Origin of the sequence: Aquitalea sp. (genome assembly GCF_030150775.1) — a bacterium.
Classification (GTDB): Bacteria; Pseudomonadota; Gammaproteobacteria; order Burkholderiales; family Chromobacteriaceae; genus Aquitalea; species Aquitalea denitrificans.
Genome location: NZ_JASLFG010000028.1, coordinates 17,487 through 34,828 on the forward strand (window position 1 = coordinate 17,487; position 17,342 = coordinate 34,828).

The 17,342-nt window shown below is 58.8% G+C and carries 14 protein-coding genes; 9 read left to right on the forward strand and 5 right to left on the reverse strand.

Annotated elements, in window-relative coordinates; all coding sequences use genetic code 11:
- The first annotated feature begins 111 nt into the window (after positions 1 to 111).
- From QVF59_RS09255 to QVF59_RS09295, 9 genes are all read left to right on the forward strand, one after another.
- On the forward strand, positions 112 to 1,299 hold the full coding sequence (locus QVF59_RS09255) for an acyl-CoA dehydrogenase (protein ID WP_287879132.1): 1,188 nt from the start codon (positions 112 to 114) through the stop codon (positions 1,297 to 1,299).
- Positions 1,300 to 1,479: 180 nt separating this feature from the next.
- The gene (locus tag QVF59_RS09260) at positions 1,480 to 2,670 is read left to right on the forward strand and encodes a CaiB/BaiF CoA transferase family protein (protein ID WP_287879133.1); all 1,191 of its coding nucleotides are present in this window, start codon (positions 1,480 to 1,482) and stop codon (positions 2,668 to 2,670) included.
- A gap of 105 nt (positions 2,671 to 2,775) precedes the next feature.
- On the forward strand, positions 2,776 to 4,395 hold the full coding sequence (locus tag QVF59_RS09265) for an electron transfer flavoprotein-ubiquinone oxidoreductase (RefSeq protein ID WP_287879151.1): 1,620 nt from the start codon (positions 2,776 to 2,778) through the stop codon (positions 4,393 to 4,395).
- Positions 4,396 to 4,728: 333 nt separating this feature from the next.
- Positions 4,729 to 5,343, forward strand: coding sequence for a hypothetical protein (locus QVF59_RS09270; protein WP_287879135.1), 615 nt, complete (start codon positions 4,729 to 4,731; stop codon positions 5,341 to 5,343).
- Positions 5,344 to 5,352: 9 nt separating this feature from the next.
- On the forward strand, positions 5,353 to 5,691 hold the full coding sequence (locus QVF59_RS09275; protein WP_287879138.1) for a DUF4870 family protein: 339 nt from the start codon (positions 5,353 to 5,355) through the stop codon (positions 5,689 to 5,691).
- A 353-nt stretch (positions 5,692 to 6,044) separates the two neighbouring features.
- Positions 6,045 to 6,257, forward strand: a complete 213-nt coding sequence (locus tag QVF59_RS09280; protein ID WP_045846780.1) for a DUF3820 family protein — start codon at positions 6,045 to 6,047, stop codon at positions 6,255 to 6,257.
- Positions 6,258 to 6,260: 3 nt separating this feature from the next.
- Complete coding sequence (gene ylqF, locus QVF59_RS09285; protein ID WP_159879718.1) at positions 6,261 to 7,202, forward strand: ribosome biogenesis GTPase YlqF; 942 nt, start codon at positions 6,261 to 6,263, stop codon at positions 7,200 to 7,202.
- A 343-nt stretch (positions 7,203 to 7,545) separates the two neighbouring features.
- A complete protein-coding gene (locus tag QVF59_RS09290) occupies positions 7,546 to 8,865 on the forward strand; it encodes an MFS transporter (protein ID WP_287879141.1) in 1,320 nt (439 codons plus the stop codon).
- 144 nt (positions 8,866 to 9,009) lie between these two features.
- Positions 9,010 to 10,455 (forward strand): amidase, encoded by a 1,446-nt coding sequence (locus tag QVF59_RS09295; RefSeq protein WP_287879142.1) that lies wholly within the window; start codon positions 9,010 to 9,012, stop codon positions 10,453 to 10,455.
- Positions 10,456 to 10,535: 80 nt separating this feature from the next.
- Here QVF59_RS09295 and QVF59_RS09300 read toward each other — a convergent pair whose 3' ends face one another.
- From QVF59_RS09300 to QVF59_RS09320, 5 genes are all read right to left on the reverse strand, one after another.
- Complete coding sequence (locus tag QVF59_RS09300) at positions 10,536 to 11,078, reverse strand: hypoxanthine-guanine phosphoribosyltransferase (RefSeq protein ID WP_159879712.1); 543 nt, start codon at positions 11,076 to 11,078, stop codon at positions 10,536 to 10,538.
- A 66-nt stretch (positions 11,079 to 11,144) separates the two neighbouring features.
- The gene (galU, locus tag QVF59_RS09305) at positions 11,145 to 12,014 is read right to left on the reverse strand and encodes a UTP--glucose-1-phosphate uridylyltransferase GalU (RefSeq protein WP_159879710.1); all 870 of its coding nucleotides are present in this window, start codon (positions 12,012 to 12,014) and stop codon (positions 11,145 to 11,147) included.
- A gap of 81 nt (positions 12,015 to 12,095) precedes the next feature.
- Positions 12,096 to 13,535 carry a tetratricopeptide repeat-containing glycosyltransferase family protein gene (locus tag QVF59_RS09310; RefSeq protein ID WP_287879144.1) on the reverse strand — a complete coding sequence of 480 codons (1,440 nt, stop codon included), beginning with the start codon at positions 13,533 to 13,535 and terminating at the stop codon, positions 12,096 to 12,098.
- 19 nt (positions 13,536 to 13,554) lie between these two features.
- Positions 13,555 to 15,981, reverse strand: a complete 2,427-nt coding sequence (gene ligA / locus QVF59_RS09315; RefSeq protein WP_287879147.1) for an NAD-dependent DNA ligase LigA — start codon at positions 15,979 to 15,981, stop codon at positions 13,555 to 13,557.
- 55 nt (positions 15,982 to 16,036) lie between these two features.
- Entirely contained in the window at positions 16,037 to 17,224 is a 1,188-nt protein-coding gene (locus QVF59_RS09320) for a cell division protein ZipA C-terminal FtsZ-binding domain-containing protein (RefSeq protein WP_159879703.1), read from the reverse strand.
- Positions 17,225 to 17,342 lie beyond the last annotated feature (118 nt).

Sequence of the window (17,342 nt, forward strand, 5' to 3'; positions counted from 1 at the left end):
CGACAGGGATAAAAGAAAACGCTTTACAGCCGATTTTGGAGTTGTTAGGCTATTCTGCAATGTAAAACGCAATTCCGCAATGCGGAACAAGTTCACTAAGGAGATACCTCGATGGCCGCATCCAACAGCCGCGCACCCTTTGCCTGGGAAGATCCCTTCCTGCTGGCCGACCAGCTGACCGAAGAAGAGCGCCTGGTCCAGCAGACTGCCGAAGCCTACTGTCAGGACCGCCTGCTGCCGCGCGTGCTGACGGCCAATCGTGAAGAGCGCTTCGACCGCGAAATCATGAGCGAGATGGGCGAACTGGGCCTGCTGGGTTGCACCATCGACGGCTACGGTTGTGCTGGCCTGAGCCACGTTGCTTACGGTCTGGTGGCACGTGAAGTGGAACGTGTCGATTCCGGCTACCGCTCGGCCATGAGCGTGCAGTCCAGCCTGGTGATGCACCCGATCTGGGCCTACGGCTCGGAAGCACAGAAAGACAAATACCTGCCCAAGCTGGCCACCGGCGAATGGGTGGGCTGTTTCGGCCTGACCGAACCGGATGCCGGCTCTGACCCGGCTGGCATGAAAACCCGCGCCCGCAAGGTGGACGGCGGTTATGTCCTGTCTGGCAGCAAGATGTGGATTACCAACAGCCCGGTGGCCGATGTGTTTGTGGTGTGGGCCAAGGATGACGAAGGCGAAATCCGCGGCTTTGTGCTGGAAAAAGGCATGAAGGGCCTGTCAGCCCCCAAGATTCACGGCAAGTTCAGCCTGCGCGCTTCCATCACCGGTGAAATCGTCATGGACGAAGTACTGGTGCCAGAAGATGCCATCCTGCCGGGCGTGAAAGGCTTGAAAGGCCCATTTGGCTGTCTGAACAAGGCCCGTTTCGGTATCGCCTGGGGTGCCATGGGTGCTGCTGAATTCTGCTGGCACGCTGCCCGCCAGTACACGCTGGACCGCAAGCAGTTTGGCCGCCCGCTGGCCGCCACTCAACTGATTCAGCTGAAGCTGGCCAATATGCAGACCGAAATCGCCCTGGGCCTGCAGGCAGCCATCCGCGTCGGCCGCTTGCTGGACGAAGGCAAGGCTGCACCGGAAATGATTTCGCTGATCAAGCGCAACAACTGTGGCAAGTCGCTGGACATCGCCCGTATCGCCCGCGACATGCACGGCGGTAACGGTATTGCCGACGAATTCCACGTCATCCGCCACGTGATGAACCTGGAAGCCGTCAACACTTATGAAGGCACGCACGATGTGCATGCCCTGATTCTGGGCCGCGCCCAGACTGGTATTCAGGCATTTGCCTGATAGCACAGCGGGGGTGTGGCTCCACCTGCCCCCGTTGTTGGTTCCTGTCTGTCCTTGCGAGGCCCGGTGCTTACCGGGCCCTTTTTTTGGTGCACAGCGTCATGTGGCTGCTCACGCGGCGGCATTGCACTGTCCATCCGGCCGCCAGACGGCCACTAACGAATCAATCAGGAGAACACCATGGCGGGCGCACTTGCAGGCATCAAGGTTCTGGATCTTTCCCGGGTACTGGCCGGGCCGTGGGCGGGTCAGTTGCTGGCTGATCTGGGTGCCGAAGTGCTCAAGGTGGAGCGCCCGGGTGCCGGTGATGACACCCGCCAATGGGCCCCGCCCAGCCTGCCGGATGGCACGGCGGCCTACTTCCTATGTGCTAACCGCGGCAAGCGCTCGGTCACGGTGGACATCACCAAGCCGGAAGGGCAGGAAATCGTCCGCGCGCTGGCACGCGATGCCGACGTGGTGATTGAAAACTACAAGGTGGGCGGTCTGAAAAAATACGGGCTGGATTACGACAGCCTCAGCCAGCTCAATCCGCGGCTGGTGTACTGCTCCATCACCGGTTTTGGCCAGGATGGCCCCTATGCCGAGCTGCCGGGTTACGACTACATCGTGCAGGGCATGTCCGGCCTGATGAGCATTACCGGCCCGGCCGATGGCGAGCCGCACAAGGTGGGCGTGGCGGTAACCGACTTGTTCACCGGCATCTATGCCTGCAATGCCATTCTGGCGGCCATCATTGCGCGTAGCAGCAGCGGTAAGGGCCAATACATCGACATGGCCTTGTTTGACTGCGCGCTGGCGTCCTTGGCCAATATCAATATGAACTGGCTGATCGGTCAGCAAGTGCCGCCACGGCTGGGCAATGCCCACGCCAATATCGTGCCCTATCAGGTATTTGCCTGTGCCGATGGCCATTTCATTCTGGCTTGCGGTAACGACAAGCAATTCCGTGCCGTGTGTCAGGTGATCGGCCTGCCGGCACTGGCGGATGACGAACGATTTGCCAGCAACCCGCAGCGGGTGAAGCACCGCGACAGCGTGGTGCCGCTGCTGGCAGAAGCCTTTATGGGTAATACCCGCGAGCAATGGCTGAAACTGCTGGATGAGGCCGGTGTACCCTGTGGCCCGATCAACACGGTGGACGAGGCTTTCCGCGATCCGCAGATTCGCCATCGCGGCATGGAAATACACATGCAGGACAGCGTAGGGCAAAATGTGCCCCTGGTAGGGTGTCCGATCAAACTTTCCGGTACGCCGGTCGAGTACAATCAGGCCCCTCCCAAACTGGGTGAACATACCGACGACGTACTGCGCGCGCTGGGCTACGACGCTGCCAGGATTGCCACACTGCGTGAGCAAGGCACCGTTTAAACGCTTGTTTGATTTTGACGAGCGTGGCTGCTTCATTGCATGATGACTGCCAGCTAATAAGGACAGCCCTCCGGGCGCAAAGGAGATGTGGTGCAACGCGATTATATGGAATACGACGTGGTGATCGTCGGCGGCGGCCCTGCCGGGCTGTCTGCCGCGATTCGCCTGAAGCAAGTGGCCGAACAGAACGGCCAGGAAATCAGTGTCTGTCTGCTGGAAAAAGGCTCGGAAATCGGCGCACATATCCTGTCTGGTGCCGTGATCGAAACCGGGGCGCTCACCGAGCTGATCCCGGACTGGAAAGAAAAAGGTGCACCGCTGAATACCCCGGCGCTGTCCGACCGTTTCCTCTACCTGACGGAAACCGAGTCCATCCAGCTGCCGACCCCGCCGCAGATGCACAATCACGGCAATTACATTGTCAGCCTGGGCAATTTCTGCCGCTGGCTGGGCGAGCAGGCCGAAGCCCTGGGCGTGGAAATCTACCCCGGCTTTGCCGCCGCTGAAGTGCTTTACCATGCCGACGGCTCGGTCAAGGGCGTGGCCACCGGTGCCATGGGCACCGGCAAGAACGGCGACCAGCCGGGCGAGCCCGGTATGGAGCTGTGGGCAAAGCAAACCATCTTTGCCGAAGGCTGTCGCGGTTCGCTCACCAAGATGCTATTCGAGCGCTTTGCCCTGCGTGACGGTGCCGACCCGCAAACCTATGGCATCGGCATCAAGGAGTTGTGGGAAGTCAAACCGGAAAACCACAAGCCCGGCACCATCACCCACACCGTGGGCTGGCCGGTGGACACCGCCACTTACGGCGGCTCCTTCATGTACCACCTGGAAGACAATCAAGTGGTGGTGGGCTATGTGATTGGTCTGGATTACACCAACCCCTACCTGTCGCCGTTCGAGGAATTCCAGCGCTTCAAGACCCACCCGGCCATCAAGGGTGTGTTTGAAGGTGGCCGTCGTCTGAGCTATGGCGCGCGTGCCTTGTCCGAAGGCGGCATCCAGAGTCTGCCCAAGCTGACCTTCCCGGGTGGCTTGCTGGTAGGCGATACCGCCGGCTTCCTCAATGTGCCCAAGATCAAGGGTACGCACACCGCGATGAAGTCCGCCATGCTGGCGGCTGATGCCGTGTTTGCCTTGCTGCAGGCCAATCCGGAAGCGCAGGGCCTGGAAGCGGTGGGCTATTCCGCTAGCTTCAAGCAAAGCTGGTTGCACGAAGAACTGCACCAGGTGCGCAATATCCGCCCGTCCTTCCGCTGGGGCCTGTGGCCGGCGATGATCTACTCGGCCATCGACACCTTTCTGTTCCGTGGCAAGGCACCGTGGACGCTGCGTCACAAGCATGCAGACCACGAAACCCTGCGCCCGGCCAGCGAATGCAGCCGCATCGACTATCCCAAGCCGGACGGGGTGCTGACCTTCGACCGGCTGTCCTCGGTGTTCATTTCCAACACCAATCACAGCGAAGACCAGCCGCCGCACCTGAAGCTGAAGGATGCTGGCGTGCCGATCAGCTTCAATCTGGCCAGATACGATGCGCCCGAGCAGCGCTACTGCCCTGCTGGTGTTTACGAGATTGTTGGTCAGGAAGAAGGTAGCCCGCGTCTGCAAATCAATGCGCAGAACTGCGTGCATTGTAAAACCTGTGATATCAAGGACCCCAGCCAGAACATCAACTGGTGCACACCGGAAGGTGGTGGCGGTCCCAACTATCCAAATATGTAATAGTTCAGCGGCAGATGATGCCTGCTGTTGCAAAAACCCGGCCTATGCCGGGTTTTTTTGTGCAATGCAATGATTTCGCGGTTTCAGCCTTGACAGTGCACTGCCCTTATTGGCAGGATGGTCGACATGAATACTTTCTCCGCAGTCTTTAGCACCTATTTTTATTGGTACCGCATACCACGGCGGCTCCAAGGGGTGTTTCTGGACTAGGAAAAAGTACAAGAAAACACAGAATCCCGAACAATGCCGCCGCGGTCAATCCGGCGGCATTTGTTATTTCCAGACAAATCAGGCGCCGGACCCACCCAGGCAACCAGACTGGAGATCCAGGTCATGAACGAAGTCAGTGATGCAAGGCAGATCGCCCGAGAAAGCGCCAATCTGGTGCTGGACGGTGCCGTATGGTCCGTAACCCTGTTGACCGATGGTGAGGCGCTAGCCAACACCGTTGCGCCTCAGACGGGCAGCCTGTATCGCTATCTGCAACAGCATGACCAGGCGGCCGCCACCCCGGTGCTGGAATCCCTGCTCCCTGATATCCGGGCCTTTGCCATGCTACTGGCCTCATTGCGCAGCAAGGCAGCTTGCTCTCCCAGCCGTTTTGCCGATGAAACCGACTGGCTGGCCGCCCGCATCGCCGTGCTTGAACTCAGCCATGTTGCGGTGACCTTGCCGGAGCTGAGCCTGCTGGACGAAGCTAACCGCCGGCTGAAAGTGTTGTCCGAGCAATTGCAGCTGACACTGCCTTGTGCTGCGCCGGTGTTATTGACGGCACCGCAGCGCAGCTCTGGGATATTGCAGGGCTGGAGCCGCCAGCGCATGAGCGGCATGATTGGTGTTGCGCATGGCATGCAGTCCTTGTTCATGGCGTCGCGCCTGGCGGCCCAACAGTGCCGCGACCGTTTGCAGCCCCTGTGGAAAAAAGTGCAGGCCCCGGCCAGTAACTGAAAGGAAGGCATGGATATATTGACCCGTGACGATGAGCGCCGGCTGAACAACCTCACCCTGCTGGTGTATATCCTGCAAGGCATCAGCCTGTTTACCGGCCTGCCCATGGTGGTAGCGGTGATCATCAATTATCTCAAGCGCGACGAGTGTCGAGGTACCTTGTACGAAAGCCATTTCCACTGGCAGATTCGTACCTTCTGGTTCTGCCTGCTCGGAACCGTGCTGGGCTATGCCTTGGTATGGATACTGGTCGGCTTTGCCATTCTGGGGCTGACCTGGCTGTGGTGTCTGTACCGGGTGTTGCGCGGTATTCTGGCCTTGAATGACGGCAAGCCACTACCTGTCTAGCTGGCAAAAAAGAAGGGCAACCAGAGCCGGCTGCCCAAAGAGGCCCTGAGCGCGAAGGCAGACCAAAGCCTGCATCCATGAGCACCGTGTGCTGACACGGTGTGTGCGCCAAAGAACCTACGTCGCTATCACTGAACTGACTTCGCATTGCGGCTTGGTCTGTGTGGACCGGAAGCCCGTGACGAATGGCCATCATGCTAGCCTGTCCTCCCTTGTTTCTGACAGAAAAATGACAACGGCACTTGTCGCAGGTCAAATCAGGAAGTTGCACAATAAAAGTCCGACAAAACAAGGCTGTGGCGTAAAATGGCTGCCTTTGGCACAATGCGCCTCCTTCAGTCCGGTCTGAAAGCATGCAACAAGAAGATCTGCAGCGTCTGGTTACCACCGCAATGCCCTTTGGCAAACACCAGGGTGTACTGATTTGTGATTTACCCGGCAATTACCTCAACTGGTTTGCCCGTGAGGGTTTTCCCAAGAGTGAAATTGGACGTCTGCTGCAATTGATGCAGGAAATCGACCACAATGGACTGAGTTATTTACTGGACCCGTTAAGAAAGCGTTAAAGCATGGCAATTCAATGGTTTCCCGGCCACATGAACAAGGCGCGCAAAGATGTGATGGAGCGCCTGAAAGAAATCGATGTGGTCATCGAAATGCTGGATGCACGCTTGCCGGCGTCCAGCGCCAATCCGATGCTGGCGCGCATGGCCAAGGGCAAGCCACGCCTGATGATCCTCAACAAGCAAGACCTGGCCGACCCCGCCATCACCAGCCAGTGGCTGGAGTGGTATCGCGCCAAAAAGCAGACACAGGCCATTGGCCTGGATGCCGGCGAGCGCGCGCCGTCGCAAAAGCTGGTGGCAGCCTGTCGCGAGCTGGCGCCCAACCGTGGCGGGCTGGACAAGCCGCTGCGTGTGCTGATTTGCGGTATTCCCAATGTCGGCAAGTCCACGCTGATCAACAGCATGAGCAGTCGCAAGATTGCCAAGACCGGCAATATGCCGGGTGTGACCAAGAACGAGCAGCGCATCATCCTGGCTGATGATGTCGAACTGTACGACACCCCCGGCATGCTGTGGCCCAAGATCGAAGTGGAGGAGGGTGGCTACAATCTGGCCGCCAGCGGTGCAGTTGGCCGCAATGCCATGGACGAGGAAGAAGTGTCGCTGGAGCTGCTCAAATACCTGCTGCAACACTATGTCCCCGAACTGACCGCCCGCTACAAGCTGGATGATGTGGATGGCCTGCAGGACTGGCAGGTGCTGGAAATGATTGGCCGCAAGCGTGGTGCCATGTTGGGTGGTGGCCGCGTCAATATCCAGAAAGCTGCCGAAATCGTGCTGACCGACTTTAGGGATGGCAATACCGGCCGCATCACCCTGGAACGCCCGCAAGAATGGGTGGTGTGGGAAAAACGCGCCAAAGAGCTGGCAGCCCAGAAAGCCGCCGCGCGCGAAGCCATGATGAGCGAAAAGGAAAAGCGCAAGCACGCCTCGCGCAACGGTTGATGTTGTATCCGGCCCCATGCCATCAGGTGTGGGGCCGTGGCTGTCTCAGGGTGGCCTGATCTCCTGTTCTTGCTGCCGGTGTCTGCCGGCGCTGCCATCACCAGTCCCCTGTTTTTCAGTAAGCGATCATTTCCCCGGTTTTTGTTTCCTATCATGGGCTTGTCTGCCGTGATGTCGGTGTTTCCATATCAGCGACATGGCTGTCGGCTGCGGCATCGGTCGATAGGTCAGTAGCATACCGCTCCTCCCCTCTCTACCTTGCAGGGCTGTTTCGTCCGATTTCACGTCCCGGCAGTTTGCCGGTCAGGATCGGTAGTCCAATCAGCTGGCAGGAGGTGGTAAGGTGAAACGTGCGCATAAACCGGTTTCCCGCAAGCGGCAAATCATTGCCGCCGTTATCGGCAATACCCTGGAGTGGTACGACTTCATCGTGTATGGCTTCATGACCGGCATCATTTCCAAGCTGTTTTTTCCGGCAGACGGGAATGAGTTCATCTCTCTGCTGATGGCGACGGCCACATTTGGCGTGGGTTTCTTCATGCGGCCGGTTGGTGGCGTCCTGCTGGGCATTTACGCGGATCGCAAGGGGCGCAAGGCCGCCATGCAACTGATCATGGCCATCATGGCACTGGTGTCGCTGCTGATTGCCTGCGCACCGCCCTATGCAGCCATCGGTATTGCTGCACCATTGCTGATCGTGACGGCCAGATTGCTGCAGGGTTTTGCGACAGGCGGGGAATACGCCAGCGCAACTGCCTTTCTGGTGGAAACGGCACCAGCCAATCAACGTGGATTGTATGGTTCCTGGCAACTGGTGGGCCAGATGCTGGCCATTCTGGGTGGTGCCGGCATGGGTGCGCTGATCACGCATAACCTGGATCAGGGGCAGCTTGAAGCCTGGGGCTGGCGGCTGCCGTTTCTGGTCGGCCTGCTGATTGCGCCGGTTGGTTTGTGGATCCGGCGCTATATGGATGAAACCGAAGCCTTTGTCGAGGCTACCCCCACTGCGGCGGACCCGGTCGGGCTGAGTGGACAGTTGCAGCAGAATCACCGCCATATCCTGCTGACTATAGGACTGACCATTCCAGGGACTGCTGCATTTTACGTATTGCTGGTGAACATGCCGGCCTATGTACATCGTCAGTTCGGCTTACCACTGGATCAGGCTTTTGCCATCCAGATGCTGGCCGTGGCGTGGATGACCTTGCTGATTCCGCTATCCGGGGCCTGGTCCGACCGTATTGGCCGCCGCCCCTTGCTACTGTGGCCCTATTTTGGCCTGTTGCTGCTGGTGTATCCCGGATTTTCCTGGTTGGCAGCTGCACCCAGCGTCGAGCGCCTGCTGCTGGTTCAGCTGCTGTTCTGCACCTTGCTGGGGCTGAGCTTTGGACCGGCACCGACTGCCGTGTCCGAGCTGTTTCCGGTCAAGGTGCGCTCAACCGGTGTTTCCATCGGTTACAACCTGGCGGTGATGTTGTTCGGTGGTTTTGCACCCTTTATCGTTACTTGGTTGGCTGGTAGCACCGGCTCGCCGATTGCGCCGGTCTACTACTTGCTAGTGTCTACCGCTTTGGGGGTGCTGGCCTGCTATTTCCTGCCTCGCGGGCGCGCTGTCACCGGGGACGAGCTGACGGCGATCCCGCTTAGCCAGCCTCCCCACTGACCGCGTGGCCAAGTGTCATCCCGTTATTCCCAGTTTGTTCAATCAACCGATCAGGCCATGTGATGTCGGCATGTGGCCGCTGACGGTGATGACTTGCCGCCATATTCACTTTTCTCGGGAGTCAATATGCTAGCCAGAAGTACTATGCTTCACCCCATTGTCACCCTGGGGGCGCTTGAGTTATCGCAGGCCATCCATCAGCGTGATTATTCCTGTGTGGAAGTGATGCGCGCCTATCTTGATCACATCGACCAGTTGAACCCCAGCGTCAATGCGTTGGTGTCATTGCAGCCGGCTGAAATGTTGTTGGAGCAGGCGGCCAGTTGCGATAAGGAGCTGGCGCAGGGTCAGTCGCGTGGCTGGCTGCATGGCATCCCGCAAGCGATCAAGGATCTGTCCGCAACGCAGGGCATCGCCACGACCATGGGCTCTCCCCTGTATCGTCATCAAATTGCCGATCATGATGGAATCATGGTGGAGCGCATGCGCCGTGCCGGAGCCATCATCATCGGGAAGAGCAATACGCCGGAGTTCGGTGCCGGCTCGCATACCTACAATGGCGTGTTCGGCGCTACCGGTAATGCCTATGCCCCGGATCGCAGTGCCGGTGGCAGCAGCGGTGGTGCTGCGGTAGCACTGGCATTGCGACTGCTACCGGTTGCTGATGGCAGTGACATGATGGGCTCGCTACGCAATCCGGCCGCTTTCAACAATGTATTCGGCTTTCGCCCGAGCTGGGGAGGTATTCCTTTGGGACCAACGCCAGAGCTTTTCTTGCAGCAGCTGGCCACTGAAGGGCCTATGGGGCGAAACATTCCGGACATCCTGGCACTGCTGAAAACACAGGCTGGCCCAGACCTGCGGGTTCCGCTGGCCAGTGGCCTCTGCGGTCTGGATCAGGTGCTGGAGCAGGATTTCAGTGCCTGTCGCGTCGCCTGGCTGGGCGACTGGAACGGCTACCTGCCCATGGAAGACGGCATACTGGAGCAGTGTGAGCTGGCATTGCAGGATATCAGGGCGCTAGGTTGCCAGCTTGAAGCCGCCAGCATCGGTTTTGATCCATCTCTGCTATGGGAAAGCTGGGAGGTGCATCGCCACTGGCTGATGGCCGGTAGCCTGAATGCCGATTACCAGGATGCGTCACGCCGTAGCCAGCTAAAGCCTGAATTATTGTGGGAAATCGAGGGTGGTCTGCAGCTGAGTGCACTGGATGTTTATCGTGCATCCCGCATCCGCAGTGATTGGTACCGTGCGGTTTTACGCATGTTCGAGGAGTACGACTTCCTGATATTGCCCAGTGCCCAGGTTTATCCCTTTGCGCTGGAACAACACTGGCCGCACATGGTTGCAGGTCGGGTGATGAGCAGCTATCACCGCTGGATGGAAGTGGTGATCGGGCCAACCATGGCTGGTCTGCCGGTAATGAATATTCCGGCTGGTTTTGGCCGTAATGGCCTGCCGATGGGCATGCAACTGGTGGGACGTCCCCGGGCAGATATGGCGGTACTGCAGTTGGCGCACGCGTATGACCAGCAACGGCAGTGGGTAAAAAACATTCTGCCGCCCATATTGCAAGCCCGAGCTGCCTGATGTGGCCTGTCATGCGGCCTCATGGACAAGCCGCATGCAGATAACTGCGTGCGGCTTGTTCCATGTCATCGCGGGGTAGCTTACTTCAGAGCGTGAATCGCCGGCAGATTGCGCCAGGCACCACGTACGTCCATGCCATAACCGAATACGTAACGGTCTGGTACGTCCAGGCCAACGAAGTCGGCAGCAATCGGCTTTTCCTTGGGGATCAGCTTGTTGGCAAACACGCCACTGTAGAATTCCTTGGCACCCATGCCCATTACCTTGTCGCGAATGGCTGCCATAGTGTGGCCTTCATCCAGGATGTCATCCAGAACCAGTACCACGCGGTCTTGTACATCTTCTTTCGGGGCTTGCTTCCATACCAGTTCGCCGCCGTGTGTCTTGTCGCCATAGCGGGAAACATGCACGTAGTCGAAGTCCAGCGGGAAGTTCAGGCGTGGCAACAACTGGCCGGTAAACACCACGGCACCACCCATGACGGACAGTACCAGCGGATAGGTTTCACCCAGTTTTTCGGTGATTTCCACGGCCATGCGGTCGACGGCAGCGCTTACCTGTTCTGCAGTGAACAGAATGTCCGAGCTATTGATCAGTCCGCGAGCTTCGGCAATGTTGGGCATGTTGACTCCTCAGGAAAATGCAAACGCCGCTCCGTCGCTGGAGCGGCGTGATGGAAAATATCGGGTTCAGTCCTGCAATTGCTGCAGGTAGGCTGAAAATTCTTTGGCTACTTCGTGGTGCTTCAGGCCGTAGCTGACTGTTGCCTTCAGATAGCCCAGCTTGGAGCCGCAGTCGTAGCGCGTTCCTTTGAAGGGCAGGGCCAGGACGGCCTCTTCCTTGAGCAAGGCGGCAATGCCGTCGGTCAGCTGGATTTCGCCACCCGCACCCGGGGTGGTGTTCAGCAGCTTGTCGAAGATGCGCGGTGTCAGGATATAGCGGCCAACGACAGCCAGATTGGACGGAGCTACATCTGGGTGTGGTTTTTCCACGATGCTGACTACGCGTTGCTGGCCATGGGTATCGCTGCTGACTTCAACAATGCCGTAGGAGCCGGTTTCTTCCCGTGCCACTGTTTCCACCCCCAGAATGGAGCTGTGGGTCGTATCGAACAGGCTGACCATCTGCTCCATCGCACCCGGTTCACCATCAATCAGGTCATCGGCCAAAATCACGGCAAAGGGCTCATCTCCGACGACGGGGCGCGCGCACAGTACCGCATGCCCCAGTCCCAGTGCTTCGGTCTGACGGATGTAGATGCAACTGACTGATGGCGGGATGATGCCGCGTACGGTATCCAGCAGCTTCTGCTTGTTTTTGTTTTCCAGCTCGGTTTCCAGCTCATAGGCCTTGTCGAAATGGTCTTCGATCGAGCGCTTGTTACGGCCGGTGATGAAAATCAGTTCGGTGATACCAGCTGCAATGGCTTCTTCCACCGCATACTGGATCAGTGGTTTGTCCACAACAGGCAGCATTTCTTTCGGGCTGGCCTTGGTGGCCGGCAAAAAACGGGTGCCAAGCCCGGCAACGGGGAATACTGCCTTGCTGATTTTTTTCATCGTCGTAAAAAGTCTTCAATTGAAAATATTTCTGACTGGCGCGCATTCTATCCTGACTTGCGTGCCGCTCCAAACAACAACTTAATCCCGTGGCAATTGCCGCAGCGTTTTTGCCACGCTGACGATCAAGGGCGACCAGTCGCCGGGCATGGCCTGTCGCCAGATGTGCATGCTGGCATACCAGGGGGAGCTTTCACCCTGTGCCATGAAAAAGGGGGCGCTTTCCGCACGCATCATCACCCATACCGGTTTGCCCAGGGCTCCAGCGAGATGCACGACCGAGGTATCGACGCTGATGATCAGATCCAGTTGATCAATAATGGCTGCGGTATCGGCAAAATCGCTGATATGCGGGGCAAATACCCTGTCTTGCAGTTCTGCAGGTAGTGTCCCGAGCTGCAACGAGACAAAATCCGCTTGCTGATTGTCCAGCAAGGGCAGGAAAGTTGCGAGCGGGATGGATTTGTTCTGGCGGCCATGGTCGGCGATGCCCACTCCCCAGCTACCAGTTTCCCAGACAATCCCCACCCGCAGACGGCCTGGTTGGCGTTCTGGCAATTGCTGATCCCAGCGGCTTGCCAGGCTGGCATCTGCATGCAGATAAGGCTGATCGGACAAGGTTTCCAGTGTGACATCCAGCCGCAGTGGCAATGACATCAATGGAATCTGCCAGTCGTGGGCTGGCGGTGCATCTTCCAGCGGCACCAAGCTAATGCCTTCCAGCTGCCCGAACAGGCGCAGGCAGGCCATCTGGCAGGCCAGAGTAATGCGGGCGGCCGGGTGCTGCTGACGCAAAACGGGCAGGAAGCGTGCCATTTGCAAGGTATCGCCCAGGCCTTGTTCTGCCCATACCAGCAGATGCTGACGGCCCAGATCCTGGCCTTGCCAGGCGTGTTCGCGATAACGGGGCTGCATGATGGTGCGCCAGCGCTGTTCGTAAAGTGGCCATGCTTCCCGATAGCGGCCTTGCAGCAACAGGGCGACAGAAAGATTGAATGCCAGATAGGCATCGCCCGGCTGCAAGTCCAGCCCCTGGCGATAGGCGCTGACGGCTTCGTCCAGCCGCAGTGCGCAAGTCAGGGCATTGCCCAGATTATTAAGTCGTCCGCCACTGTTACCCGCCAGTTGCAGGGCATTCTGGTGGCAGACCACGGCATCGTCATAGCGCAGCGCGTATTGCAGCACCACACCCAGATTGCTCCAGGCCTCGGCATGCTGCGGCTCTGTCTGCAACACCTCCAGCAACAGGTTTTCGGCTAGCGCCAGCTCTCCCAGCTCTTTCAACAACACAGCCAGATTGCATTTAATATTGCTGGAGGCGGGATTAAGTGCGGCGGCGGCCAGGTAGTCTTCCAGTGCCTGCGGGTATTGCTTCAGACGCATCTGGGCGGTACCCCGGTTGAACAATGCCTGCCAGTCTTGAGGATTGTGCTGCAGACATTCGCTGAAGGCGGCAATAGCCTGTTCTTGCTGATTGGCTGCGGTCAGGCGGTTGCCGCGTTCGAATGCAGTTTCGGTCATGGCTTTCCTTGCCTTTCTTTCAGCCTGCCGTTTGCTGCAACATGGCTTGCAGGGCCGCTTCGTCCAGAATGGCAATCCCCAACTCTTCTGCCTTGGCCAGCTTGCTTCCGGCTTCGGCACCGGCAAGGACGAAGTGGGTTTTTTTGGAGACGCTGCCGGAAACCTTGCCACCGGCGGCTTCGATCATGGCCTTGGCCTGATCACGCGACAGGGTGGGCAAGGTGCCGGTGAGGACGAAGGTTTTGCCATCAAACAGCGGGTGCGCACTTGCAGTTTCCTGCGGAAGGCTGGCCAGTATCTCTTCGCGCAGGCTGGCCAGCTGTTGTAAGGCGCTGCGCTGTGCCGGCTGATCCAGCCAGTCGGCCAGGGCGTTTACCACTTCGGCGGGTAGCTGCAGCAGCATCAGCTGGCGACGCTCCATGCGAGCAAGTTGCTCCAGGCCACTGATTTGTGTTGCCAGTTGCTGGCTGCGCACCTCGGTCAGGCGCGGAATATTCAGTCGTGCCAGCAATACGGCGGCATCAAGGCGTTCGGCCAGTTTGGCTGAAGGCGGGTGTTCATCCACCGGCTGGACGTGTTGCAGCAGGGCATCCAGAGCGGCTTCATTGTTTTCTTCGGCGAAAAAGTCGGCCAGTGACTGGGCAACCACGGCACCGATATCCGGCAGGGCGGCAAACAGGGCTGCCGGCGTATGGCGGATCAGCGCCAGCGAGCCCAGCCAGTCAGCCAGTGTCTTGGCGGTGGACTCGCCAACATGGCGAATACCCAGTGCAAACAGTAGGCGTGCCAGTGGCGGAGTACGGCTGGCGGCAATGCCTTCCAGCAGGTTCTCCGCCCACTTGCTGGCTATCTTGCCGGTCTTGACGGTTTCGGGTGTCACGCCATCGTCTTCATCGGCGCGGCGTTTCATGTCCAGCAGATTATCCAGGGACAGGCAGTACAGGTCGGCCACGCTGCGTACGTAGCCATATTCCACCAGCTTGTCGATGTAGCGCTCGCCAAGCCCGTCGATGTCCATCATGCGGCGGCCGGCAAAGTGTTGAATAGCCTGGCTGCGCTGGGCGCGACAGGACAAACCGCCGGAACAGCGGGCAATGGCTTCGCCTTCTTCACGCACCACATGGCTGCCGCAAACCGGGCACTGCGTGGGCAGGCGATAGGCCGGGTATTGCGGCTCTTCGCCCTGGCTGAACAGGTCGCCTCCTGTAGCTGGCTGCATGGGGCGGCGCTCTAGTACCACGGATACCACTTCCGGAATCACATCGCCGGCGCGGCGCACGATGACGGTATCGCCGATACGCACATCCTTGCGACGGACTTCATCCTCATTATGCAAGGTGGCATTGGTTACGGTGACGCCGCCAACAAACACTGGCTGCAGGCGTGCCACCGGGGTGATGGCACCGGTACGTCCAACCTGTTCCTCAATGGCTTCAACCAGAGTCAGCGCTTCTTCGGCCGGAAACTTGTGGGCAATGGCCCAGCGCGGGGCGCGCGAGACAAAGCCCAGTTCGTCCTGCAGTGCTCGGTTGTTTACCTTGTAGACCACACCATCGATTTCAAACGGCAGCTCAGCCCGTTGTTGCAGTACGGTTTCATAATAGGCGGCCAGGCCGGTAGCACCTTCCACTACAGGGCGCAGTGCCGGTTCTACTACCGGGAAGCCCAGTCGTTGCAGCCATTCCATTTCCCCCGCATGTGTGGTTGGCCAGGCGGCGCCCTCAACTTGGGCGATGGCATAGGCGAAGAACGACAGGCGGCGCTGTGCGGTAATGCGTGAATCCAATTGGCGAAGACTGCCTGCCGCGGCATTGCGCGGGTTGGCGAAGCTTTTGTCGCCACGCGCCAGTTGCTCGGTATTGAGGCGCTCGAAGTCGCGCTTGAGCATCAGCACTTCGCCGCGTACTTCCAGCAGAGCAGGAGGATTTTCCAGCTCCAGGCTGAGGGGGATGGCGTGGATGGTACGGATATTTTCCGTCACGTTCTCGCCGGTAATGCCATCGCCACGGGTGGCGGCTTGCTCCAGCACTCCGTTGCGGTAGAGCAGGCTGATGGCGAGGCCATCGAACTTGGGCTCGGTGGCGTAGGCAATGGTGGTTTCGCCCAGCTCGCGGCGGATGCGTTCGTCAAACTGGATCAGCTCGGCGTGGCGCTGGCTGAACTCGGCCTGTTGCATGTCGGAGAAGGCATTGCCCAGCGACAGCATAGGTACGCTATGGGTAAGCTGGCTGAATTCCGGCAGCGGCTTGCCGCCTATTCGTAGTGTGGGTGAGTCCGGGGTTTTCAGTTCCGGGTTATGCTCTTCCAGTAGCTGCAATTCTCGGAATAGCCGGTCGTATTCGGCATCTGGCACGCTGGGGGCATCCAGCACGTAGTATTCATGTCCGTAGCGGCTCAGCAGCTGGCGCAGCCTGCTGGCATGGGAAGCAAGGTCGTTGGTGCTCATTGCATGATCTCAAACAGAAAAAGGCCGGCATATGCCGGCCTGTGTGCAGCGGGTGTCAGGCAAACAGCCTGAGTGCAGCAACACTGCCGGGTGCAATGCCCCGGTCGTCCATGCTGCTGTAAATATGAACCAGCTGGTCGCGGATACGCGACAGCCCTACATCTGACAGTACGCGGCGGTTGTCATCCACCAGTTGTGCATCGAATTCCACCGCCAGTTGCTTGGCAAACAGTACCGCGCGATCGAAAACCTCTACCCCGCCTGCTACACGCGGAACATCAAACAGCAGGGTCAGGGCCGGGAAGGACTTGTCCAGCAAGGTGTGGAAGGTGAAGGGCATCTGGTCTGCGGCCATTAGCGAATACAAGGTGTTGCCGGAATCCGCCAGGTAATGGAAGGCACCATCCGGCTCCAGCTGCAGGCCACCGGCTTCCACGAAGCTGCGCAGCCGTGTGCCTTCCACCGCCTGGCGGGGAACCACATTGATGCCGATCAGCACGTCTACATCGGCACAAAACCGGTCCAGCTCGCGTGCGGCTACCAGCTTTTGCTGACGTTGCGGAAAGCTGACGGCGGCATCGTGTTCTTCGGCAAAGTGTGAAACCTGCTGGCAGAAGCCAGCCAGTTCCTGCTCGGTTACCGAGCCGCTGCGGTCCACCATCTGCATGCCGATGTTGATCTGCTTGTAGCGGGTGCCGGGCAGGGCTTCGGCCGGTTTCCACAGACCCTTTTCGGTACGGCCAATGATATGGGTGCGCTTGCCTACATTGAAGCGCGGCATGGCTGCCAGTTCGTGCGGTTCGTGGAACACCACCTCGGCAATGAAATCAAGCGAGGGGTCTAGCAGGGCGGCAACCAGCGCCTGGTGATCGGCGGATTCGAACTGGTTGTTGTCTTCGTCCTCGCGCGGCGACAGCGGCATGGGTTCGGGAATGGGGGCCGGGCGTTCAACCGGTGGCGGCATGATCAATGAGGTGTCTTCCGGAATTTCCGGTTCGAACGGCTCATCGTCATAGCCGGCAGGGACGTGGATGCTGTCTGCCAGCACCGGCTCCATCCGGTCGTGGCGCGCGCCATCCCGCACATTGTTTTTGGGTACGTTCAGCAGTACGTCGTCATGAGGGCGCGCGAAGGCCTGACTGGTTTTCTTGCGAAAACGCCACTCTTGAAAAACATTGAATCCGAACACCAGGGCGATCACTGCCACGCCCAATATCAGTACACCGATCTGCAATTCGCTCATTAGGCCGTCCGCGTTAAGGCGAATAATTTGCCAATAGTATAACGAAAGCGGGCTGTTGCAGGCTATTGCTGGCGCAAAGTCGCAGCATTTGAGCGCATTAGCCGCCAGTCATCGACAT

Excerpts from the sequence above, each read along its gene's own strand:
- QVF59_RS09275 (WP_287879138.1), top strand. The coding sequence starts at position 5,353 with ATGGATATATTGACCCGTGACGATGAGCGCCGGCTGAACAACCTCACC.
- QVF59_RS09270 (WP_287879135.1), top strand. The coding sequence starts at position 4,729 with ATGAACGAAGTCAGTGATGCAAGGCAGATCGCCCGAGAAAGCGCCAAT.
- galU (WP_159879710.1), bottom strand. The coding sequence starts at position 12,014 with ATGAAAAAAATCAGCAAGGCAGTATTCCCCGTTGCCGGGCTTGGCACC.
- ligA (WP_287879147.1), bottom strand. The coding sequence starts at position 15,981 with ATGAGCACCAACGACCTTGCTTCCCATGCCAGCAGGCTGCGCCAGCTG.
- QVF59_RS09310 (WP_287879144.1), bottom strand. The coding sequence starts at position 13,535 with ATGACCGAAACTGCATTCGAACGCGGCAACCGCCTGACCGCAGCCAAT.
- QVF59_RS09255 (WP_287879132.1), top strand. The coding sequence starts at position 112 with ATGGCCGCATCCAACAGCCGCGCACCCTTTGCCTGGGAAGATCCCTTC.
- QVF59_RS09300 (WP_159879712.1), bottom strand. The coding sequence starts at position 11,078 with ATGCCCAACATTGCCGAAGCTCGCGGACTGATCAATAGCTCGGACATT.
- QVF59_RS09295 (WP_287879142.1), top strand. The coding sequence starts at position 9,010 with ATGCTTCACCCCATTGTCACCCTGGGGGCGCTTGAGTTATCGCAGGCC.
- QVF59_RS09260 (WP_287879133.1), top strand. The coding sequence starts at position 1,480 with ATGGCGGGCGCACTTGCAGGCATCAAGGTTCTGGATCTTTCCCGGGTA.
- QVF59_RS09265 (WP_287879151.1), top strand. The coding sequence starts at position 2,776 with ATGGAATACGACGTGGTGATCGTCGGCGGCGGCCCTGCCGGGCTGTCT.
- ylqF (WP_159879718.1), top strand. The coding sequence starts at position 6,261 with ATGGCAATTCAATGGTTTCCCGGCCACATGAACAAGGCGCGCAAAGAT.
- QVF59_RS09280 (WP_045846780.1), top strand. The coding sequence starts at position 6,045 with ATGCAACAAGAAGATCTGCAGCGTCTGGTTACCACCGCAATGCCCTTT.
- QVF59_RS09320 (WP_159879703.1), bottom strand. The coding sequence starts at position 17,224 with ATGAGCGAATTGCAGATCGGTGTACTGATATTGGGCGTGGCAGTGATC.